The 21,784-nt window shown below is 36.2% G+C and carries 27 protein-coding genes and 1 riboswitch; of the genes, 15 read left to right on the top strand and 12 right to left on the bottom strand.

Annotation, left to right across the window (positions count from 1 at the left end):
• Positions 1–999, top strand: coding sequence for a biotin synthase (gene bioB, locus ACUN0F_RS12415; protein WP_264460832.1), 999 nt, complete (start codon positions 1–3; stop codon positions 997–999).
• A 181-nt stretch (positions 1,000–1,180) separates the two neighbouring features.
• Positions 1,181–1,501 (top strand): hypothetical protein, encoded by a 321-nt coding sequence (locus ACUN0F_RS12420; RefSeq protein WP_000549786.1) that lies wholly within the window; start codon positions 1,181–1,183, stop codon positions 1,499–1,501.
• A 29-nt stretch (positions 1,502–1,530) separates the two neighbouring features.
• Here ACUN0F_RS12420 and ribH read toward each other — a convergent pair whose 3' ends face one another.
• The 5 genes from ribH to ACUN0F_RS12445 form a co-directional block, all read right to left on the bottom strand.
• On the bottom strand, positions 1,531–1,992 hold the full coding sequence (gene ribH / locus ACUN0F_RS12425; RefSeq protein WP_000230900.1) for a 6,7-dimethyl-8-ribityllumazine synthase: 462 nt from the start codon (positions 1,990–1,992) through the stop codon (positions 1,531–1,533).
• An 18-nt stretch (positions 1,993–2,010) separates the two neighbouring features.
• Positions 2,011–3,204, bottom strand: coding sequence for a bifunctional 3,4-dihydroxy-2-butanone 4-phosphate synthase/GTP cyclohydrolase II (gene ribBA / locus ACUN0F_RS12430; protein WP_046956394.1), 1,194 nt, complete (start codon positions 3,202–3,204; stop codon positions 2,011–2,013).
• A 12-nt stretch (positions 3,205–3,216) separates the two neighbouring features.
• Positions 3,217–3,861: a riboflavin synthase gene (ribE, locus tag ACUN0F_RS12435; protein WP_046956395.1), complete on the bottom strand. Its 645-nt coding sequence runs from the start codon at positions 3,859–3,861 to the stop codon at positions 3,217–3,219.
• A complete protein-coding gene (gene ribD, locus ACUN0F_RS12440) occupies positions 3,843–4,955 on the bottom strand; it encodes a bifunctional diaminohydroxyphosphoribosylaminopyrimidine deaminase/5-amino-6-(5-phosphoribosylamino)uracil reductase RibD (protein ID WP_264460833.1) in 1,113 nt (370 codons plus the stop codon). Before ribD ends, ribE begins: the two co-directional genes overlap by 19 nt.
• Before the next feature lie 310 nt (positions 4,956–5,265).
• Positions 5,266–5,409: riboswitch (FMN riboswitch) on the bottom strand.
• A gap of 188 nt (positions 5,410–5,597) precedes the next feature.
• Positions 5,598–5,804, bottom strand: a complete 207-nt coding sequence (locus tag ACUN0F_RS12445) for a CDGSH iron-sulfur domain-containing protein (RefSeq protein WP_001151582.1) — start codon at positions 5,802–5,804, stop codon at positions 5,598–5,600.
• Between the two features lie 288 nt (positions 5,805–6,092).
• Here ACUN0F_RS12445 and ACUN0F_RS12450 point away from each other — a divergent pair, with 288 nt between their 5' ends.
• The gene (locus tag ACUN0F_RS12450; protein WP_000360794.1) at positions 6,093–6,338 is read left to right on the top strand and encodes a DUF2552 family protein; all 246 of its coding nucleotides are present in this window, start codon (positions 6,093–6,095) and stop codon (positions 6,336–6,338) included.
• 10 nt (positions 6,339–6,348) lie between these two features.
• On the opposite strand, the gene ACUN0F_RS12455 is transcribed toward ACUN0F_RS12450, so the two are convergent.
• Positions 6,349–7,272 (bottom strand): alpha/beta hydrolase, encoded by a 924-nt coding sequence (locus tag ACUN0F_RS12455; protein ID WP_264460834.1) that lies wholly within the window; start codon positions 7,270–7,272, stop codon positions 6,349–6,351.
• Between the two features lie 81 nt (positions 7,273–7,353).
• Here ACUN0F_RS12455 and ACUN0F_RS12460 point away from each other — a divergent pair, with 81 nt between their 5' ends.
• Together ACUN0F_RS12460 and ACUN0F_RS12465 are read left to right on the top strand one after the other, a co-directional pair.
• Complete coding sequence (locus ACUN0F_RS12460; RefSeq protein ID WP_098628600.1) at positions 7,354–7,842, top strand: GNAT family N-acetyltransferase; 489 nt, start codon at positions 7,354–7,356, stop codon at positions 7,840–7,842.
• A gap of 99 nt (positions 7,843–7,941) precedes the next feature.
• Complete coding sequence (locus ACUN0F_RS12465) at positions 7,942–8,805, top strand: LacI family DNA-binding transcriptional regulator (protein ID WP_264460835.1); 864 nt, start codon at positions 7,942–7,944, stop codon at positions 8,803–8,805.
• 23 nt (positions 8,806–8,828) lie between these two features.
• Here ACUN0F_RS12465 and ACUN0F_RS12470 read toward each other — a convergent pair whose 3' ends face one another.
• Complete coding sequence (locus ACUN0F_RS12470; protein ID WP_000994830.1) at positions 8,829–10,148, bottom strand: Na+/H+ antiporter family protein; 1,320 nt, start codon at positions 10,146–10,148, stop codon at positions 8,829–8,831.
• 131 nt (positions 10,149–10,279) lie between these two features.
• On the bottom strand, positions 10,280–11,278 hold the full coding sequence (locus ACUN0F_RS12475; protein ID WP_445539539.1) for an alpha/beta fold hydrolase: 999 nt from the start codon (positions 11,276–11,278) through the stop codon (positions 10,280–10,282).
• A 121-nt stretch (positions 11,279–11,399) separates the two neighbouring features.
• On the opposite strand from ACUN0F_RS12475, the gene ACUN0F_RS12480 reads away from it, so the two are divergent.
• Positions 11,400–11,876: a ribbon-helix-helix domain-containing protein gene (locus tag ACUN0F_RS12480; RefSeq protein WP_046957475.1), complete on the top strand. Its 477-nt coding sequence runs from the start codon at positions 11,400–11,402 to the stop codon at positions 11,874–11,876.
• A 121-nt stretch (positions 11,877–11,997) separates the two neighbouring features.
• Here the strand turns inward: ACUN0F_RS12480 and ACUN0F_RS12485 are convergent, their stop codons facing one another.
• Entirely contained in the window at positions 11,998–13,587 is a 1,590-nt protein-coding gene (locus ACUN0F_RS12485) for a bifunctional metallophosphatase/5'-nucleotidase (RefSeq protein WP_445539540.1), read from the bottom strand.
• 202 nt (positions 13,588–13,789) lie between these two features.
• Between ACUN0F_RS12485 and ACUN0F_RS12490 the strand changes: the two genes are divergently transcribed.
• The 3 genes from ACUN0F_RS12490 (at position 13,790) to ACUN0F_RS12500 (ending at position 15,595) form a co-directional block, all read left to right on the top strand.
• Positions 13,790–14,053, top strand: coding sequence for a YqkE family protein (locus tag ACUN0F_RS12490; protein WP_264460840.1), 264 nt, complete (start codon positions 13,790–13,792; stop codon positions 14,051–14,053).
• Positions 14,054–14,121: 68 nt separating this feature from the next.
• Positions 14,122–14,646 carry a GrpB family protein gene (locus tag ACUN0F_RS12495; protein WP_001227178.1) on the top strand — a complete coding sequence of 175 codons (525 nt, stop codon included), beginning with the start codon at positions 14,122–14,124 and terminating at the stop codon, positions 14,644–14,646.
• Positions 14,647–14,767: 121 nt separating this feature from the next.
• The gene (locus tag ACUN0F_RS12500; protein WP_048546278.1) at positions 14,768–15,595 is read left to right on the top strand and encodes an aldo/keto reductase; all 828 of its coding nucleotides are present in this window, start codon (positions 14,768–14,770) and stop codon (positions 15,593–15,595) included.
• Positions 15,596–15,624: 29 nt separating this feature from the next.
• Here the strand turns inward: ACUN0F_RS12500 and lolS are convergent, their stop codons facing one another.
• A complete protein-coding gene (gene lolS, locus ACUN0F_RS12505) occupies positions 15,625–16,539 on the bottom strand; it encodes an aldo/keto reductase (protein ID WP_426968991.1) in 915 nt (304 codons plus the stop codon).
• Between the two features lie 198 nt (positions 16,540–16,737).
• Positions 16,738–16,872 carry a Z-ring formation inhibitor MciZ gene (gene mciZ, locus ACUN0F_RS12510; RefSeq protein ID WP_000870297.1) on the bottom strand — a complete coding sequence of 45 codons (135 nt, stop codon included), beginning with the start codon at positions 16,870–16,872 and terminating at the stop codon, positions 16,738–16,740.
• A 74-nt stretch (positions 16,873–16,946) separates the two neighbouring features.
• Here mciZ and ACUN0F_RS12515 point away from each other — a divergent pair, with 74 nt between their 5' ends.
• Positions 16,947–17,486 (top strand): NUDIX domain-containing protein, encoded by a 540-nt coding sequence (locus tag ACUN0F_RS12515; RefSeq protein WP_000067040.1) that lies wholly within the window; start codon positions 16,947–16,949, stop codon positions 17,484–17,486.
• Between the two features lie 24 nt (positions 17,487–17,510).
• Here the strand turns inward: ACUN0F_RS12515 and ACUN0F_RS12520 are convergent, their stop codons facing one another.
• Positions 17,511–18,062 (bottom strand): GNAT family N-acetyltransferase, encoded by a 552-nt coding sequence (locus ACUN0F_RS12520; protein ID WP_264460841.1) that lies wholly within the window; start codon positions 18,060–18,062, stop codon positions 17,511–17,513.
• Positions 18,063–18,217: 155 nt separating this feature from the next.
• On the opposite strand from ACUN0F_RS12520, the gene spoIIM reads away from it, so the two are divergent.
• From spoIIM to ACUN0F_RS12545, 5 genes are all read left to right on the top strand, one after another.
• Entirely contained in the window at positions 18,218–18,835 is a 618-nt protein-coding gene (gene spoIIM, locus ACUN0F_RS12525; protein ID WP_223261357.1) for a stage II sporulation protein M, read from the top strand.
• 106 nt (positions 18,836–18,941) lie between these two features.
• Positions 18,942–19,397 (top strand): ferric iron uptake transcriptional regulator, encoded by a 456-nt coding sequence (fur, locus tag ACUN0F_RS12530; protein ID WP_000392655.1) that lies wholly within the window; start codon positions 18,942–18,944, stop codon positions 19,395–19,397.
• Positions 19,398–19,500: 103 nt separating this feature from the next.
• Positions 19,501–19,731, top strand: coding sequence for a YqzK family protein (locus ACUN0F_RS12535; protein WP_001250432.1), 231 nt, complete (start codon positions 19,501–19,503; stop codon positions 19,729–19,731).
• Between the two features lie 6 nt (positions 19,732–19,737).
• Positions 19,738–20,628 (top strand): site-specific tyrosine recombinase XerD, encoded by an 891-nt coding sequence (xerD, locus tag ACUN0F_RS12540; RefSeq protein WP_000390083.1) that lies wholly within the window; start codon positions 19,738–19,740, stop codon positions 20,626–20,628.
• A gap of 143 nt (positions 20,629–20,771) precedes the next feature.
• The gene (locus tag ACUN0F_RS12545; protein ID WP_060488351.1) at positions 20,772–21,515 is read left to right on the top strand and encodes a FixH family protein; all 744 of its coding nucleotides are present in this window, start codon (positions 20,772–20,774) and stop codon (positions 21,513–21,515) included.
• Positions 21,516–21,784: the final 269 nt, after the last annotated feature.

The raw sequence follows: 21,784 nt of genomic DNA on the forward strand, positions 1-21,784 counted from the left end.
ATGAAACAAGTACAAACAAAAAGGGATTGGAAAAAACTTGCACATGACGTAGTAGAAGAGAAAATGATTACGAAAGAGGATGCAATGGCAATATTAGAAGCTGATGATACAGAAGTGTTAGAAATTATGAATGCAGCTTACATCATTCGCCATCATCACTTTGGTAAGAAAGTAAAATTGAATATGATTATTAATACGAAATCTGGATTATGTCCTGAAGATTGCGGATATTGTTCACAGTCTATTATTTCAGAGGCGCCGATTGATAAATATGCATGGCTAACGCAGGAAAAGATTGTAGAAGGAGCACACGAAGCAATTCGACGTAAAGCGGGTACATATTGTATTGTAGCATCTGGTCGTCGCCCGACGGATAAAGAGGTGAATCACGTAATTGGAGCAGTTAAGGAGATTCGTGAAACGACAGATTTGAAGATTTGTTGTTGTTTAGGTTTCTTAAACGAAGATCAAGCAGGACGTTTAGCAGAAGCGGGTGTACATCGTTATAACCACAACTTAAATACACATGCAAATAATTACGAAAGTATTTGCTCCACTCATACGTATGACGATCGTGTTGATACAGTTCAAAAAGCGAAACAAGCAGGCATTTCACCATGCTCTGGGGCGATTTTTGGAATGGGAGAGACAATAGAAGAACGTGCTGAAATTGCATTTGAATTACAACGTATAGATGCAGATTCAATTCCATGTAATTTTCTTGTTGCTGTAAAGGGTACGCCGCTTGAAGGACAAAAAGAATTAACGCCGATAGAATGTTTAAAAGTGCTGGCGATGATGCGTTTTGTAAACCCAACGAAAGAAATTCGCATTTCAGGGGGACGTGAAATCAATTTACGTTCTGTACAGCCAATTGGATTATTTGCAGCAAACTCTATTTTTGTTGGAGATTACTTAACGACAGCTGGACAAGAACCGACTGCAGACTGGGGTATGATTGAAGATTTAGGGTTTGAGATTGAAGAATGTGCATTATAAGATAGATAAAAAGCAAACTTGTAAAAGAGTTTGCTTTTTTTGTAAATAAAATGTAATAAATAGTTGTGAAAGCTTGATACTATTGGTTTTTGAGCGGAAAAAAGAGTTTTGGTGGACGAATTTTCCAAGCCCCAATTGTACATAGTAAATATGTAATTTATATTGGGTTGGAGGATTTTACATGCACAAATATATATTAGCGATTATGACTTGTCTAATTTTACTAAAAGCAATAAGTGCTGATCCAGTTAAGGCTACCGAAAATCCTGAACAAAAAGAAATGCAACAACGAATTGAACAACATTTTCGAACGAAAGCTGAACATTTTGGATTGAAAACAGAAGGGAAAGATTTAAAGGAAGTGCGAAAAGAAATTACTATTATAGAAGAAGCGAAGAAAAGAGAGAATGTATGGAGAACAGCACAAACGCTTCGTATACAAACAGAAGGAAAAACAATGGATGAATTAATAAAAGATGTACGGAAAAAAGTAAAAAAATAAAAAAGAGGCTACGGCCTCTTTTTTATTTTTTATGCCCATTGTTTTGATAAATGAGCCATTTCAATCGCAGCAACGGCGGATTCATAGCCTTTATTACCTGCTTTCGTGCCCGCGCGTTCAATCGCTTGCTCGATCGTTTCAGTCGTTAATACACCGAAAATAACTGGGATGTCTGTTTGTAGTGATAAAGATGCAACTCCTTTTGCTACTTCATTACAAACGTAATCGTAATGTGTTGTAGCACCACGAATTACAGTACCTAACGTAATTACAGCATCATACTTTCCGCTATTAGCCATCTTTTTAGCGATTAAAGGAATTTCGAATGCGCCAGGAACCCAAGCAACATCGATATCAGTCTCTTCTACACCGTGACGCTTTAATCCATCTAAAGCTCCGCCGAGTAACTTACTTGTAATAAATTCATTAAAACGTCCAACAACAACCCCAACTTTTAATCCTGTACCAACTAAATGACCTTCGAATACCATAATAAATCTCTCCCTTAATTATAAGTTTAGTAAATGTCCTAATTTGTTTACTTTCGTTTGTAAATACGTTTTATTCTCTTCTTTTGTTGGCATTTGCAATGGTACACGCTCGATTACTTCTAAATCGTAACCTTGTAAGCCAGCAATTTTTCGTGGATTATTCGTTAATAATCGTAAATGTTGTAAACCTAAATCTTTTAAAATTTGAGCGCCAATACCGTAATCACGCAAATCAGCTGGGAACCCAAGTTTTTCGTTTGCTTCTACAGTATCGAATCCTTCTTCTTGTAACTTATAAGCGCGAAGCTTATTAAGAAGGCCAATGCCTCGTCCTTCTTGTCTCATATAGAGAAGAACGCCTTTTCCTTCACGCTCAATTTGAGCAAGTGCAGCATGGAGTTGTGGTCCGCAATCACAGCGGCACGAGCCAAATACATCTCCTGTTAAGCACTCTGAATGAACGCGTACAAGTACAGGCTCTCCTGTTGAAATATCACCTTTTACGAGTGCGATATGTTCTTTCGTATCTAATGAATTAGAATAGCCAATTGCATGGAAAGTACCGAAATCTGTAGGTAATGTAATTTCCACTTCTCTCGTCACTAGTGTTTCATGGTGACGGCGATAAGCAATTAAATCTTCTATTGTAATCATTTTTATATCAAATTGTTTTGCGCACTGTAGTAAATCAGGTACGCGTGCCATCGTACCGTCCTCATTAATAATCTCGCAAATAACTCCAGCTGGTTCTGCTCCGCAAAGCTGTGCTAAATCGACGGCAGCTTCTGTATGACCAGCACGGCGCAAGACACCGCCTTCTTTCGCAATTAATGGAAAGATATGTCCAGGACGATTGAAATCAGCACCTTTTGATGCAGGGTTTAATAATTCTTGTATCGTAGTTGCCCGTTCGTGAGCGCTAATTCCTGTTGTTGTAGAAACATGATCAATACTCACTGTAAATGCAGTATGATGCGAATCTGTATTATGAGCTACCATTGGTTCTAATTGTAGACGTTCTGCGTATTCTTCCGTAATCGGTACACAAACGAGACCACGCCCATGTGTAATCATAAAGTTAATCGTTTCTGGCGTAATATACTCTGCTAAAGCGATAAAGTCGCCTTCATTTTCACGGTTTTCATCATCGCATACGATAACGACTTTTCCTTGTTTTAAATCTTCTAGAGCTTCTTCAATACGATGAAACATAATGCTTCCCCCTTATAGAAATCCGTTTTCTTGTAAAAAGCTTTCGCTCATTGAACCTGTTCGTTTTACAGGTTTAGAAATAAAGCGTTCGATATATTTACCGATCATGTCACACTCAATATTTACGATGTCACCGGCATTCTTTTCTCCGATAACAGATTCACTTACTGTGTGTGGGATGAGTGAGATTGTGATGGAAGATTCGTCTATATCAAATATCGTTAAACTCGTTCCATCAATAGCAACGGAACCTTTATGCAAACAATAGCGTAGCAATTCATCAGCAATAGCTATTTTGTAATAGACGGCATTATAGTGTTGTTTTTTGTTTAATATCGTTCCGATGCCATCAATATGTCCTGAAACGAAATGCCCACCGAATCGTCCGTTTGCAGCTATCGCCCGCTCTAAATTTACTTTAGAGTGTTGTTTAAGCATGCGAAGTGATGTTGATTGCATCGTTTCAGGCATTGCATCCACTGTGAATGAAGCTGTTGTGAAACTCGTTACAGTTAAGCAAATACCGTTAACCGCGATACTATCACCTAAGTGAACATCTGATAAAATTTTATTTGCATGGATCGTTAACTTCATCGCTTCTCCGCTTTGTTGCATGTTTGCAATCGTTCCTAATTCTTCTACAATTCCTGTAAACATTCCGTCACCTCACTTCGGGCATTCGCAACGATTTTTATATCATCACCAATTTGTTTCATCTCTTGAATTTCCAAGGAAAGTGCATCTTGCAATGCTGCGAAACCATTTCCACCAAATAAAGTAGGGGCATCCTTCCCACCAATTAATATCGGGCTTATATAAGTTATAATTTCATTGAAATGCTTTGTTTGTAAGAAGCTTGCGTGAACTGTTTGACCACCTTCAACGAATAGAGAAAGAATTTTCTTCTCTCCAAGAAAGAAAAGGAGGTCCTTGATTTCTATATGTTTTGTTTTCATTTGGAATATAGCTATATTTTCAGATTCATAAGAAGCTATTTTCTCTTTATTTACATCCTTACCGACAAAAATCCATGTCGGTGCTAAACCATCTGTTATGACATGAGAAGATGGTGGCGTTCGTAAATGGGTATCTAAAATGACGCGTATAGGATGTTTACCCCCGTTAGGAATTCTTGTCGTTAAATGCGGATTATCAGCTATAACTGTATTCACTCCAACGAGAATCGCATCATGTGTATGACGATATTGGTGAACATCAGCTCGTGCTTCTTCACCTGTAATCCACTTACTTTCACCCGTGACAGTTGCTGTTTTTCCATCTAAGCTCATCGCTGTTTTTATTGTTACAAATGGACGCTTCGTTTTCATGTAGTGAAAAAAGAAACGATTTAATAAGGTGGCTTCTGTTTCAAGAACACCGGTAGCTACTTCGATGCCAGCTTCTTCTAATCTCCTTTTTCCAGTACCAGAAACGAGAGGATTGCAATCAAGAGTAGCAATTACAACCCGTTTGACTCCTTTTTTGATGAGCAATTCACAGCAAGGTGGTGTTTTTCCAAAATGGCTACACGGTTCAAGTGTTACATAAACGGTAGCTCCTTTTGCTTTTTCACCAGCCATATGAAGCGCGTGAACTTCTGCGTGTTCTTCACCAGCACGTAAATGAGCGCCAATACCGACGATGTTTCCTTCTTTTACAACAACAGCACCAACCATAGGATTTGGACTTGTTTGTCCAGATGTCCCTTCTGCTAACTGTAGGGCAATCCTCATATATTCTTGATCTGTCATTCTCTTCACCTCTCCTGAAAAAATCAAAAAACCCCAAGGATTTTATATCCTTGGGGTTTGGGAGACGTGATTTCTAGAAATATAGTTCGAATACGAAAGTACAGGAAAGAAACCTAACGATGATTGGTATTTTTGCATAAGGAAAAAACCTAGCAAAAATATCGAATTTTTCAAACGCTAGTCGTATCTTTTTATTTCAGTATAGAAACATAAGTATACAAAATAAAACATATATAAAGATTCAAAACGAAACTTTAAAAATATGCATACTGAAATAAAAGTGTATTCGCTATATAAAATTACTAGAAAACATATCCTTCTCCCATCCAGACTATACTGTCGGCCCTAGAGTTTCACTAGATCCACCGTTTTCGAGTTGAAAACGGGTCACGGACTTAGAAGTTTGCACTTCATCACCGCCGGTTGGGAATTTCACCCGACCCCGAAGGATGTTGTTTGCTCAAATTATAGCACAAAAAAAATAAAAGGCTAGAAAAAAATATTCGAATGTGAAGAATTATGTGAAAATATATGTAAGTTGGAATGAGGACAAAAGTACGAGGAATGTTGTAAGGAAAAGGGGGACGAGAGTTAATGAAAAGAAAAAACATGCACAAAAAAATGTGCATGTCACATGTGAAATTATTCTGCCTCTGGTGCTCTAACGACAGACTCGAATTTCCCTTTATGCGAAGCATCGCAATAAGGCATATTTTTTGATAAACCACAACGGCATAAAGAAAATGCCGGTTTTGCTGGGAATACATTCCCTTGTGAATCGACTAATTCCACGTCCCCTGTAACGCGAAAAGAGCCATTATCATTTACTTTAATTTGTACTTTCGCCAACGCTATCCCTCCTTCCCAAACGCTTAATTTCATCATATAATTAAGAGAAGTACTTGACAATATAAAGTGAAACTTTAATTAGTGGGGGAGGTATCCCCCCACTAATTATTAGTTGAACCAATCGGGCTTTTAGGGGCAGTTAATCTCCCACCTAACTTCCTTGTTTTAGTTGAGTTTTGAGGTGGGAGTTTTACTGCCCGTTAATGCGGGGTAAAATGAGCACTTTCTTTGGGAGAGAAGAGAGTGTTATAATGTTTTTTATAACTGACTAGAGTAAGGTGACGAGAGATGGATAAACAATTACATACATTACGAAACATTGCAAATGAGCGCACGTGGGCATCATTTTTGAATGATAATCATCCATATAGTTTGTTACATTGGTCCATTGCAGGTGTAGGGCAAGAGGCAAAGGATGTTTGGTTACTTCAAGATGAAGTAACATTTCAAACGACAGAATTTCCAACGTTAGATGATGCAATGCAATGGATTTCTGTAAATATGGAACAAGTTACAGACGTTTTAGCGCAATAAAAAAACAGGCTTATGCAAGCCTGTTTTTTGTTTTTTTTACATATGAGTTTAAAAATTGATCAACGGCTGCTTCATACTCTTCTTTATTTTCGTTATAAGAGCAAGCGTGTGCACCGCGTTCTGCAATATAAAGTTGTTTATTGTTTTCTTTTGCTTCATATAGTGATTTCGTCATATCAGCTAAAATATAATCATCATCTTTACTATGAATAAAGAGGACGGGATTATTAATATTTTTTATACAATCGATTGGTGAAACTTCGCGAATCGTATAACCGTCACGTACTTTTAAAAAAGCATTTGCTAAAGGTAATAAAGGCCATTTAGGTAAATGGAATTCAACCTTTAAACGGTGTTGTAATTGCCCGTAGAAATCAGAAAAAGGACAATCTGCAATATAGAAATCAGCACCATCTTCTACAAGTCCTGCGTATTGAAGAAGTGTTGCAGCTCCCATAGATTCACCATGAATACCGAGTGTTATATTTGTTCCAAAGCGACTTTTTAGCCAGTCAACTACAGATTTTAAATCATGTTTTTCATAGTATCCATAGCTTGTTGTTTTTCCACCAGTTTTACCATGACGACGATGATCATAAATAACGACATTATACCCTCTGTTTAAAAATAACCTTGCATATTTTACAGAGTTCATTTTATTTACAGTTACGCCGTGACAAAAAATCATAAACTTATTGGAATGACCAGCAGGAATGTAATATCCGTGAAGATCATATCCGAATTGCGAAGGAATATGAATTTCTTCTTTATGAAGAGCATCAAAATCCTCTAAACGAAAATGTTTTTTTGTTTCTCTTTCGAGTACTTCTTCCTCTGTTTTTTTCTTTAAGTACATCACTTTATTTGTAAAGAAAATCCCAAGGGCAGTTATCGCACCTAGTATAGTAAACAATGCTGCAAAAAAACGTTTCATACTTTACCTCATCCTCCAAATACCGTTACATGTGATACACTTACATTGTATCACAATGATAGAAAAGGGGAGAAATAGGAAATGGTGTATATACAAAAAATTACGCCAGCGATGAAAGAAACAATCCGAATGTTTATGTGTGAGAACTGGGGGAGTTCATTGATGGTTTCACGTGGTAAGGGGCATCAGTTAGAAGAGTTGCCAGGATTTGTTGCGCTCTCGGATGACAGAATAATCGGAATTATAACGTATGAAGTGACCGGAAATATGTGTGAAATTGTATCGTTAGATAGCTTTGAAGAAAGAAAAGGAATAGGGACGAAACTTGTAGATTGTGTATTACAAGTTGCAGAAGAAGAAGAAGAACGGTGCGGGCGGGTTTGGCTCATAACAACAAATGATAATATGAATGCGTTACGTTTTTACCAAAAACGTAATTTTGTGATGACTAATTTATATGTGAATGCAGTGGAAGAGGCACGAAAAATAAAGAAAGAAATTCCGCGTATCGGATATGATAACATCCCAATTTTACATGAAATACAGTTAGAGTATCGTTTAATAAAATGATGTAACAATTTTCAGAAATATAAGTTATTAACCTTGACGAATATTGTAATTTAGGTTACCGTAAAATTGTAATCTATTACCATATTAAGGGGTGACGATGTGGCAACTATACGTGATGTTGCAAAATTGGCAGGTGTTTCAGTCGCAACCGTTTCACGAGTTATTAATGAAAAAGGATACGTTCATGAGGACACAGTAGAACAAGTAAAGGAAGCAATTGAGGAATTACGTTATAGGCCAAATAATGCAGCAAAGCCATTATTTAAAGAGAATTCAACGATAATTGCATTACTTGTAGATAATCTATATGACTCATCAAACATCACTTTGCTACATTGTATTGAGGAAATAGCATATAAAGAAGGATATCAAATCATTGTTTGTAATATAGAGAATAAAAATAGATACATACATATGTTGAAGGAAAATAACGTTGCAGGTGTTATTTTAACAAGATCCGTTTTTAAAAGTATAGGAGAAATTCCACTTCCGTTTGTTGTGATTGATGAAAAAAAATCCCATGCAAATTATTATGAAAGTGGACAAAGAACGGTTTCTTTATTAAAAGAAAAAGGCTGTCAATTTCTTGCTTATTTCGATGAGGGAGAAGATAGTGAAGAAATGGAAGAGCGCATATCAGGATTTTTAGACGCTGTTTGGGAGGAAGGGATCTCTTATCGAGAAGTATGTGTACAAGGGTATACGAATAAACAGTTTATTACATTCTTACAAACTTACCCGTATATAGATGGAATTGTAACTTCAAGTGAAAAGGTTACTTTTGAGTTAATTCAAGCAGCGAAAAATTTCAATATCCGTATACCGGATAAGTTGAAAATTATTGGACCGAACGGGAGCATAGACAGTGAATGGATAGGCCCGTCACTCATGAAAATTGAAAGTTGCGCCGAAGAAAATGGGAAAATAGCTTTACAACAATTAAAAGAAAAAATAAAAAAGTAAAAGGTGCGTATAAAACGCACCTTTTATAATGTAATTGCGGCAATAAAGCCGAATATAAGTAACGGTATATTATAATGCAGAAAAGTTGGTACACATGTATCCCATATATGATGGTGTTGACCATCAGCATTTAAACCGGATGTTGGCCCAAGTGTACTATCTGATGCTGGAGATCCCGCATCGCCTAGCGCTCCAGCTGTACCGATAATTGCAATTGTGGCCATTGGACTAAATCCAAGCTGCATGCAAAGAGGCACAAAAATTGTTGTTAAAATAGGGATGGTTGAAAAGGATGAACCAATTCCCATCGTAACGAGAAGTCCAATCACAAGCATAAGAAATGCAGCGAGTGGTTTGTTATTTCCAATTATATGTGCACTCGTTTGCACAAGAGATTCAACATGTCCTGTTTTTCGAAGAACAGCGCCAAATCCAGCGGCAGCGATCATAACAAAACCGATAAAGGACATCATGCGCATTCCGCTTGTTAATATCGCATCTGCTTCTTTAAGAGGTAGACTACCACTTACTGATAAGACGATAATCCCCGCTAAAGCACCGAAAATCATTGATTCTGTTGCTAATTGAACAGTTAATGTGGCTATGATAGATAACAATCCGAAAGTAATGCTACGTTTTGTATAGGGAACGATTTCATTTGCGGTAGTATGAACTTGTTCTGTTTCATACGTACGAGGTTTCCGGTACGTAATGAATACCGCTACACATAATCCAATAATCATACCGATTGCTGGAATAGTCATTGCTTTTGGAATAAGTGCGACATCAAATGTAAGACCACTTTGCGCAGCATTTGTTTGCAATACGTCATGATAAATTTTTCCGAACCCTGCTGGAATCCACATATAAGGAGTAATCAATCCGAATGTAATAATACATGTAACAAGTCTGCGATCCACTTTCAGCTCATTTAATACTTTTAAAAGTGCCGGAATTAAGATGGGGATGAAAGCGATATGAACAGGAATCACATTTTGTGAGAAACAAGCCATCGTTAAAATGATGAATAAAATAAGTATTTTAGAATAAACTTGTTTTTTCGTGTCTTGTTCATTGCCAATCCATTTTAGTGCAGTTTGAATCATGGCATCTGGAAGTCCTGTTTTGGAAAGGGAAATAGCGAAACCGCCAAGCATTGCATAACTTAAAGCGATTGGAGCACTGTTTCCAAGGCCAGTTGTAAAAGTGTTAATAGTTTCTGAAATACCGAGTCCGCCGATAATTCCGCCTGTTAAAGCTCCAACAATGATGGCGACAATGACCTGGACACGTAACAAACTAAGCAATAGCATAACTGCTACTGCGACGAGTACAGCATTCATAATAAATGTAATCTCCCTAAAATTTTATTGTGCTAAGGCAAGTAAATATGAAGCACTTTGCTATATTTATACATAGTTGCGACATATTATTATAAATTGTTTTCTATGAAATGTAAAAGAGCCTTTTGTTACTAATGTTGAAAAGCTAGCTCTTGTTTAATTGATTGTAAAGAATTAGCGAATAATTCTGGTTCTTCTAAATCAGGAGAATGTGCTGAATTTGGGAACCAAATCATCTTTTTTATGGGGGCTTCTATTACATCACAATATTCCTGAACGAGTGCATAAGGAGTTTGATAATCATAGCGACCAGAACAAAAATAAACCGGAATAGATAAGCATGAAATAGAAGAAAAGAAATCGATTGTCAACATTTCTTCCCATAAAACGCCAGATTTTAAATTTCCTGCGAGAAACTTGAACCAATCTAATAGCGTATATTCAGGGGAAAAGAAGCCTTTTCGTATGAAAGAAAAGGAAGATCCGTTTTGGATTGCTCCGCCGAATGTGCCAAGCCACTTTCTTTGAATAATAAGGCGTCTCGTATCTAAAAATGGTGGTTTGCCTAATTTTAAAAGGGACGCTAATGCTTTTTTATGATCATGTTTTTTTGCAGAACGAATTAAATGCTGATATAGCAATTCTTCGTTTTGTTTCATATGTACAATCTGCCCAATACCGATGTAAGCCTCGATATACTGTGGATATTGATGTGCTATGTTAAGCCCAATAATACTTCCCCAAGAATGACCAGCGAGAAATAGTTTCTGTTTATTGAATTTTTTAAGTACATATTGAATCACTTCTTTTGCATCGGAAACGAATTGTTCGATTGTAAAATTTGCTCCGAAATCTTTCATTGAAAAGGATTTACCTGCCCCGCGCTGATCCCAATTAATAACGATGAAGTGTTTCTCCAATTCTTTTTGAAAATGACGAATAAATCCAATTTGTGCCATGCCAGGTCCGCCATGACAGCATAATAAAATTGGCTGCTCTATGTTTTGCGCGCGCATAAGGAGAGTTTGTTTTCGATTATGGATCATAACGCTTTCCATCGTAGCAATACTATTAGGAATGAGTTGTTTATTTTCATTATAAAACTGTGGGGTATAGCTACGAAAAAGCATATGGAAATCCTCCTTTTCTGAAATCGTATGAATCGCACAGGCTATTCGTTTTGCATATACTGTTAGAAAATCATTGTAACATACCATACTAGTGTCATTTCAACACGGGAGGAGGGAAATTGTGACGATTGGAGAAATTATAGATTGCTTAAATAGACGTGAATCCATCGCTATTATAGCAAAACGTCTTGAAATAAGCCCATATACATTATCAAAGAAATTAAGATTGATTGGATACGAATATGATGGAGAACAGAAGAAACGTATTTTTGTAGGAGATGGAGAAGAACCGCGTCACTTACAACTCCAAGAAGCGACAGCCCTTCAATATGCGAAAACGGATTATCAATTATTAATTTATGAGCAATTACAAAGTATTTATGAGTTATTAAGAAAGAGAGAAGAAGTAATTGTGCCCATTATGAGTATAAGTACAGAGAAAAAGAAACGTACCTTTTCTATTAATAAAGAAATATTAGCAAAATTAGACGTTATATCAGAATCGAAAGGAATTCAAAAATCTAAACTTGTAGAAGAGGCGTTACAACAATTTTTACAACAGTATGATTTTAACAAAACATCACACTTTGATAACTAAAGAAAAGGATACTATGTTCATTGTAAGAACGAGTATCCTTTTTAGGTTTTACTAATATTGTGGATTAAGTATAAGTGCGTATCCTTTACAATAAAATCTGGATCGCATATTAGGGAAATACTTAATTTACCTTTTGAATTCTTCCATCAATAACTGGCTGAATTGGTTCTTTTAATTGTTTTACATAATCGACTAGCGCTTCAAAGTCGTTTGGACCAGTTTCTGAATTCTTCCCATTTTTAAATGATACGAATCCGTCACCGCCAGAAGCTAAGAAAGCATTCGCAACTACGCTATACGTTTTAGATGGAGATAACTCTTCGCCATTTGTTAAGCGTATATTCGTAACCTTTTCACCGTTTGGTTTATTTGCATCCCACGTATATTGAATACCTGAAATTTGAAGCATTCTTGTTGTTCCTTTTTGCCATTGCTGATTTAAAATGTCGCGAATATCTTGACCTGTTAAATCGATTTTAATCAATTGGTTTCCAAAAGGCTGAACGCCATATAATTCGCCCCAAGTAATATCGCCAGCATCTAAGTCATTACGAATGCCACCAGGATTCATAAGTGCGATTTGAGCTTGCATCGTTTGACGCTGTGCGTCGGCAATTACATTCCCAAGAGTAGATTCACCAGCATCATTTTGTTTACGGTCGATAGGTGCTGTAGATTTTCCTACAACTTCATTTACAAGTGGTGCGATTTTTTCTTTATATTGATCTATTTTTTGTTTTACTTGTTTATCAGGTTCCACACCTTCATGATATGTTGTAATCACTTCAGCTTTTTTCTTTACAATATCTTTTGTTTTACGATCAATTGTTACATCTACGTCTGAGAAAGCTGTTCCATAAGAGTTCGCTTGGACGATTAGTTTATTATTTACAGTACCATTTACATATGTGTGACTATGTCCACCGAAAATAACATCAACTTCCGAGTCTGTTTCATTTGCAATTCGAGTAAGGTCTCCATTTGTCACGCCAGACTCATCAGTTGTTCCGCCGACATGGGCAAGGACGACGATGGATTTAACACCGAGACGCTTTAATTGTTGCGCTGATTTATTAATTGCTTCTACTTCGTCAGTGATCTGTACATTTTTAAGCATAGTAGGCATCACGACATTTGGCGTATCAGTTGTAACAACGCCAATGAATCCTACAGGAACACCATCTACCATTTTTACAGTAAATGGTGGTAAAAATAAGCGACCAGTTGATTTGTTATAGAAGTTAGCAGCGACATAAGGGAAGTTAGCACCTTTGAAATTACCTGTTTTCTCGTGATATCCACCGTAAATGAGGCGTTTCATTTCATCGATACCTTCATCAAATTCATGGTTTCCGATTGTACCAACATCGAATTTTAAGTCATTTAAAAATTCAATCGTTGGTTCATCTTGTAACAACGCTGAAACTGGTGGACTAGCTCCGACAATATCGCCAGCATGTACGAGAAGTGTATTAGGGTTTTGCTTTTTACGTTCTTTTAAATAAGTAGCTAAGTAATCAGCGCCACCAGCTTCTTTGTTATTAATTTTTTTAACAGTATCTAGTTGTCCATGAAAATCATTAATACCAAGCATTTGTACGTCTACGTAGCGGTTTTGTTCAGCTGGATTCTGGGATGGGGGAGCGGCAAATACGCTTGAAAAAGTAATGGTGCTTAAAACGGCAACAGCAGGAATGATTTTTTTCCACATAATTCATTTCTCCTTTTTTTTATAATCTGACATCATACGACATAATTTTAATAGATTCATAGGATTATATCTATATAAAAATTTAGTTTTTTCGAAAAATTAACATATTTACAAAAGGTGAATAATAGAGTAAAGAACCTTTTTTATTGTCGAGTTCATTGTGTATCTACTATAATGGAGAAAAAAGTAAAAGGTGAGTAGCATGAAGAAAAAGAAACAAAGACAAATGCAAAGACAATCGCAAGTGAATAGACCAGAGCAAGAGTCGCTTACATTAGGCGATCAATTAAATGATTCACTCATGCAGCAATTAAAGAATAAGAAGAAAGAATTGCAAGTGAGAGAAGAAGAAAAAGAGGCAGCTGAGCAGGAAAGAAAGCGCCGAGAACAAAAAGAACGTGAAAAGAATAAATCATTTGAAGAACTGTTAAGTGAAAGTAGCCTTACTTGGAAAGACTTTAAATAATATAAAAAATGATCAGTGCATACCGCTGATCATTTTTTTGACGAGCTTGTAAGAAAAGGGGAGTTTTAATGAGAAAAATTGTAGTCGTTCCGCATGAAAATCATTGGAATGAAAAATTTCAAATAGAGGCCGAACGATTAAAATCGGCGATGCCAGAAATGGTGAAAGTCCATCATATTGGAAGTACATCAGTGCCAGGACTGGCAGCTAAACCAATTATAGATATGATTATGGAAGTAGAGTGTATCGACAGAGTAGATCATTGGAATGAACGTTTTGAAGAGCTTGGTTATATCGTAAAAGGGGAAAATGGTATTTCAAGACGTCGTTATTTTATTCATGGAACTGAGGAAAAACGCTCGTATCACTTACACGTTTTTGAAAAAGGAAATCCTGAGATAGTAAGGCATTTAGCGTTTCGTGATTATATGATGGCTCATTGTGAAGAAGCAGAGGCATATGCAACCTTAAAGAAAGAATTAGCCGAAAAATATACATATGATGGCACGTTATATACGGAAGGAAAAAATGAGTTTGTGCGTAGTGTTGATGAAAAAGCGAAAGAATGGAGAGAAGGAAATATGAATAATTGAGTTTGCGTTTTAGTGTATAAAATTATTATGTAAACTGTACATATGTTTTGACTTTTTGGTTGAATCTTGTTGAAATAAAGTGGTGGCTTATAAAAAATGTAAGAATGAAAGGGAGACGACTGTGCACATTCCAACAACTACACTTCATAATGGCGTAAAAATGCCGATGATTGGTCTAGGCGTTTATAAAGCGAAAGAAGGCGATGAAGTAAAACAAGCAGTAAAAACAGCGTTAGAAGTTGGATATCGTTCCATTGATACAGCAACTGTATATGAAAATGAAAGCGGTGTCGGAGAAGCGGTTCGTGAATCAGGGATTCCGAGAGAAGACATATTTATTACAACAAAAGTTTGGAACGACGATCAAGGATACGAGGAAACACTTGAGGCGTTTGAAAAAAGCTTAAAGAAATTACAAATGGACTATGTAGATTTATATTTAATACATTGGCCAATAAGAGGGAAGTATGTCGATACGTACCGAGCGCTAGAAAAACTGTATGAAGAAGGTAAAGTGCGCGCGATTGGTGTTTCAAATTTTCATAAACATCATTTAGAACTGTTATTACCAAATTGTAAAGTGAAGCCGATGGTCAACCAAGTGGAACTTCATCCGATGTTAGCGCAATTTGAATTGCGTAATTTCTGTCAAGGTGAGCAAATTCAAATGGAAGCATGGAGCCCATTAATGAGAGGCGGGGAAGTATTCGAGAACCCGATTATTCAGGCCATTGCTACGAAATATGAAAAAACACCTGCGCAAGTTATATTAAGATGGGATATTCAGAGCGGGGTAGTGACGATTCCTAAATCTGTTACACCATCTCGCATTAAGGAGAATTTTTCTATCTTTGATTTTTCATTAACGGAAGAAGAGATGACTCAAATTAATACGTTAAATCGTAATTTACATGTAGGAACGAATCCGGATAAATATGATACGCTATAAAAAGACGCTACCAGTATGGTAGCGTCTTTTTAACGATGTAAAGCGTAAGTATCACATTTAGCAATTTGCTGAAGTTGTATATATTGAGCTGTTGTTAACTGTGTTTGTTTACTAGCCTGGGCATTTTCTTTCAATTGCCCAATAGAGCTTGCACCAGGTATAACAGCTGCAACAGTTTCGTTATGTAAGCAATATTGAATAGCTGTTCCTGTTAAAGAGCTTTCTCCGATTATTTCTTTTACATTCGCGAGTGTCGCATATAATTCATCGTAAGAATAAGAAAGATAATTCTTTTCTTTTACTCTTTCTATCTTTCTTGCATTATTATCAGTTAAAATTCCTTTTGCAAGTGGCCCACGAGCAATAATGCTAATTTGATGTTCACTTAGAAGTGAGAACCATTCTTCAGGGCGACGATTTAAAAGGCTATATTCCATTAGCACACTAACGATATTGGAACGTTTAGCATATTCACGGATAACATTTGGACGTATAGAAGAAATACCGTAATGACGAATAATACCTTCTTTTTTTAATTCTTCAAAGGCTTCAATTGTTTCATCTATTGGATCTTCAATCGTCCCGCCGTGAAGTTGATAAAGATCAATATAATCAGTTTGAAGTCTACGTAAACTTTCTTTCACTTCAGCCTTTATGTAATTTTTAGAAGGATCCCAAGACCACCCGTTTTTTTCTTCTGTCCATCGATTTCCAACTTTTGTTGTAAGAACAATTTGGTCTCGTTTCCCTTTTAAGGCTTTTCCAACAAATTCTTCGTTTAATCCATAATCATATAAATCCGCTGTATCAAAAAAATTGATTCCTAAATCGATTGCTTCATCGATAATACGCATAGCTTCTGTTTCAGATGTACCGAGAGACATACAGCCAAGTCCCATTTCTGTCACAAACAAATCTGAGTTTCCTAATTGACGTTTTTTCATAGGTCAACCTCCTTACCTTTATTGTACGCAAGGGAAAAGGGGTTGACAAACGTTTACTTTTTACCCCGCTTTAACGGGCAGTAAGACCCCCACTTTAAAATTCGGCTCATACGAGGAAGTTAGGTGGGAGATTAACTGCCCGTAAAAGCCCGATTCGTTCAACTAATAATCAGAGGGGATGAACAAAACCCCCTCTGATTAAAGTTTCACTTTATTTGCTGTAATCCACTCTTGTACAGTTGTATACTCTTTTCCATATTGTTTTAGCTTATGGCGAATTTGCCATGCTTTTCCGACTAAAGTGACGCGATTTGGTAAAATATAAACTTTCATTTCTATCACGCTCCTTTCAATGTGGTAAAATGTATGAGGAAAGAATAGGAAATAGAACAGGGAGATGAAGTAGTATGAGTAATCTTGCAGAGAGAACAGTAAAAACTGAACCGATTTTTGATGGTAGAGTTATAAAAGTTCGTGTTGATGATGTAGTATTACCAAATGGAGCAATGAGTAAACGTGAAATTGTAAATCACCCTGGTGCAGTTGCTATTATTGCTATTACTGATGAGGGGAAAATTGTGCTTGTCGAGCAGTATCGTAAAGCGCTTGAAAAGGCGATTATAGAAATTCCGGCCGGCAAGTTAGAACCTGGTGAAAAACCTGAGGTGACAGCAGTTCGTGAATTAGAAGAGGAAACAGGATATGTATGTGAAAATATGGAGCTTATTACTTCTTTCTATACATCTCCAGGATTTGCAGATGAAATTTTATATGTATATAAAGCGACAGGTTTGACGAAAAAAGAAAATAAAGCCGAGTTAGATGAAGATGAATTCGTGGAATTGATGGAAGTATCGTTAGAAGAAGCGATTATTCTTATGAAAGATCTTCGTATTCATGATGCGAAGACGATGTTTGCAGTACAATATTTACAACTACAAAAATAAACACTCGCCAAAGGCGAGTGTTTTTTAATTGATTTTAGCGTATACGCGTGCATCACGTAAGCTACCATCTTGTGCTATGAAATCATTTTCCATTGTACCTTCTAGAATAAATTCTAAACGTTCTGCTAGGTTACATGCATTTGCATTTGTTGCATCAGTACGAATTTCAATTCTTCTAGCACTTAGCTTATCAAAGGCAAATTGAATGGCACCTTTAATGGCTTCAGTCATATAGCCTTGTTTTGTATAAGCACTATGCAGCCAGAAGTGAAGTGAAAACTTTGGAATATCCCAGTTTTCAGGCTTGAGCGTTATAGCTCCGATGAATGTACCAGATACTTTATCGTATAAGTGAAAATCAAGTGTTTCACGAAGTAAAAACTGCCCGTGAGCGTTACGAACGATTTCTTCAGCACTTTCTTCTGTTTCAGCGTTAATTGGCATCCACGGTACTAAGTCTTCTAGAGAAGCTTGGATTGCTTCATACACTTCTGCACCATCACCTGGAAATGGCTTACGAACTTGTAAGCGTTCAGTTTGAAATAATGTTGGAAAATCTAATAATAATGGTTTCAAGAGAAATCCCTCCTATTCTCTACTTTTTAGTTTAGCAAAGTAGAGCGGAATTTCAATGTTAATTCGTCATACTTTTTTCTTTCTTTCATACATTTTTAGTAAGAGTGTGAACGGAGGGAAGAAAAATGTGGAGAAAAACTTGGCAAGACCGTGTAATGTCTCACATACAGGAAAACTCTTCATTATATATATTTAACGCTGTTTTATTATTGATGGGAGTAATATTTGGGGCCATTCTTGTAAATAGTTTACAATTAAATCAAAAACAAGATTTATCATTTTATTTACAACGTTTTTTTGGACAAGTTTCTAAAGGAGAATTTGCTGTTGCGAGCGAAATGTTTCGAGAAAGTTACTTTTCGCAATTAAAATACATTGGATTTATTTGGATTTTGGGGATTTCAATTATTGGATTGCCACTTATTTTTATTTTATTATTTGTAAAAGGAGTAGTTGTCGGATTTACAGTAGGTTTTTTAGTAAGTCAGCATGGATGGAATGGATTATTATTAGCATTCGTTTCTGTATTGCCACAAAATCTCATTATTATTCCAGTATTTCTCGTTATGACAACAATTGCCGCAAGCTTTTCCTTACGGATGATTAGACATCAATTTATTCGGAAAATAACCGAACCGCTATTACCATTATTGATTCGTTATACATGCTTCTTTCTTGTAATCGGAGTAGTGTTAGCTCTTGCTTCTAGTGTAGAAGCTTATGCATCACCAGTTTTAATGAAAGAAGTCGTTGAGGCTATTAATAAACAATAAATACTTTTTGAGAATAATTATCAATTTGTTTTTATTGTTTTTCTTTTGACAGAAGCCCTTCTTCTGATATAATGGTGTAAGAGTGGCGAGGAGGGAGTAGTACCGAATGGAAGAAAGAATTGAACGAATTAAGAAGCAATTACATGCAGCGAGCTACAAATTAACACCGCAACGTGAAGCAACAGTTCGTGTGCTGCTAGAAAATGAAGAAGATCATTTAAGCGCAGAAGATGTTTACCTCCTTGTAAAAGAAAAGTCGCCAGAGATCGGATTAGCAACCGTCTATCGAACTTTAGAACTATTATCTGAGTTAAAAGTTGTCGATAAGATTAACTTCGGAGACGGTGTTTCACGCTATGACTTACGCCAAGAAGGTGCGCAGCGTTTCCACCATCATTTGATTTGTACACAATGTGGTGCTGTACAAGAAATACAAGAAGATTTACTTGGTGAAGTGGAAAGGAAAGTAGAACATGACTGGAGCTTTAAGGTGAAGGATCATCGTTTAACATTCCATGGGATTTGTAAAAATTGTCAAGAAAATGAAACGGATGAAAAATAACCTTTTCCTATTTAACTAGGAAGAGGTTTTTTATTTGAATAAGGTATAAATTGGTGAAAGCTTGGCATATGTTGTAATAACTTATATTTTGGAGGAATTTACAATGCGCCGAGCTTTAAAATTAACTTTTGATGGGATAAAAGTATTTTTATTATTTACAAGTTGTACGATTTTGTTTTATTTCGCTATACTATGGATAAATGAAGAATATGAAAGCTATCATCGTTATGAAAAGCCAAAAGAAGAGACTGTAGAAAAAGTATCAGGGAATGAAGAGCCGGCAAAGGATGCTTTCGTAAATAGAATGATGTTTTTCTATGAAAATGGGGAGTAGTGTAGATTGGAAGATCAATTAAAAGATTTTATTCATTATATGGTTGTCGAAAAAGGGCTAGCGAAAAATACAGTAGTATCTTATGAACGTGATTTAAAAAGTTATGTAAAGTATTTGCAAAATGTAGAACAGGCGAAAAGCTTTCATGAAGTGACACGCTTGCACATTGTTAATTTTCTGCAGCACTTAAAAGAAAACGGAAAATCTTCGAAAACATTAGCACGTCATATTGCATCGATTCGTTCGTTTCACCAATTTTTACTTCGTGAACGGGCGGTAGAGCACGACCCATCCGTACATATTGAAACGCCGCAAGGAGAACGGAAATTACCGAAAGTACTATCAATCGATGAAGTGGAGGCGTTACTTCAGACGCCAAAAATGACGAGTGCTTTTGGGGTTCGTGACAAAGCGATGCTAGAGTTATTGTATGCAACAGGACTTCGTGTTTCGGAATTAATTGCCTTAAATTTAGAAGATGTACATTTAACGATGGGATTTGTTCGTTGCATAGGGAAAGGGAATAAAGAAAGAATTATTCCACTAGGAAGTTTAGCGACGGAAGCGATTCAAAAGTATATTGAAAAGGGAAGAAGAGAATTGATGGGTAAAAAAGTAGTAGATGCACTCTTTTTAAACCATCATGGGAATCGATTATCAAGACAAGGATTTTGGAAAATTTTAAAACGATTGGCGAAAGAAGCAAATATTGAAAAAGAGCTTACACCGCATACGTTGCGCCATTCTTTTGCTACGCATTTATTAGAAAATGGGGCAGACTTGCGTGCTGTGCAAGAAATGCTTGGACATGCAGATATTTCAACGACGCAAATTTATACGCATGTTTCAAAAGCTAGATTAAAAGATGTATATAAACAGTTTCATCCGAGAGCATAGTTACTATGCTCTTTTTTCATAGATTCAAAAGGCTACAGTACTTCACAAAAACTTCACAAACATTTCGTACATTGTTTTCAGCAGAAGACTAGAATATTACAATGTATTTCCTCTATACTAAATAAGGTATGAAGGAGGAAATGATGATGAAAAAACTTATTATGACTGTATTTATCGCGATGCTAGCATTGGCTGGCTGTAATACAAACAAAGAAGAACCGAAAAAAGAACAGAAACTAGAAGCTGTAAAAGTAGCAGTTCAAACAAATCCGAAAGAAATTAAACCTGGTGAAAAAACAGAAGTACAAGCACTTGTTACACAAGGAAAAGAAAAAGTAACAGATGCTGATGATGTAAAGTTTGAAATTTGGAAAGCTGGCGACGAAAAGCACGAGATGTTAGATGGGAAGCATAAAGGAAAAGGTGTTTATGCAGTGGAGAAAACGTTCGAGACGGATGGAGTATACCATATTATCGCTCACACAAATGCACGTGAAATGCATGTTATGCCAGAAGTAAAAGTGGCTGTAGGAAATGCGAAAGTAGAAGATGCGAAAAAAGAAAATAGTGATCACGGTGCAGGGCATGGCGATCATAAAAGCGATACAATGATCCATCTTATGGCTGGTGATATAAAAGCAAATGCTGAATCGACTATGAAAGTTCATTTAAAACAAAAAGAAGAAGCGTTAACTGGTGCTGAAGTACAACTTGAGATTTGGAAAGATGGTGTTGAAAAACACGAATTTATTCCAGCGAAAGAAGGAAATAAAGGAGAGTATGAAACGAAACATACTTTCAAAGAAAACGGTTCTTACAAAGTGAAAGTTCATGTTAAAAAAGGTGAACTACATGAACATAAAGAAGAAACAGTAGAAGTAAAATAAAAAGCAGCTCTTTAGAGCTGCTTTTTATTTTTATTCCGTAAACGTCCAATTGATGAGGGCTTATAATCAGTGGAGAAGAACGAAACTCCTACTAATCGAAGTTTCACTTTATACGAAGAAATAAATCATAAAATAATTAGCACTTATTTGCATAATGGATTACAATAGAAGTGTGAAGAAAATGAGAAATTCTACGAAAATGTATTAAAAAGAAAGCGTAAACATGTTATGATATCAGTATCAGATGTCTGACATCTGACTTAGAAAAA

The sequence above is a fragment of the Bacillus sp. 1A genome, from assembly GCF_052682215.1.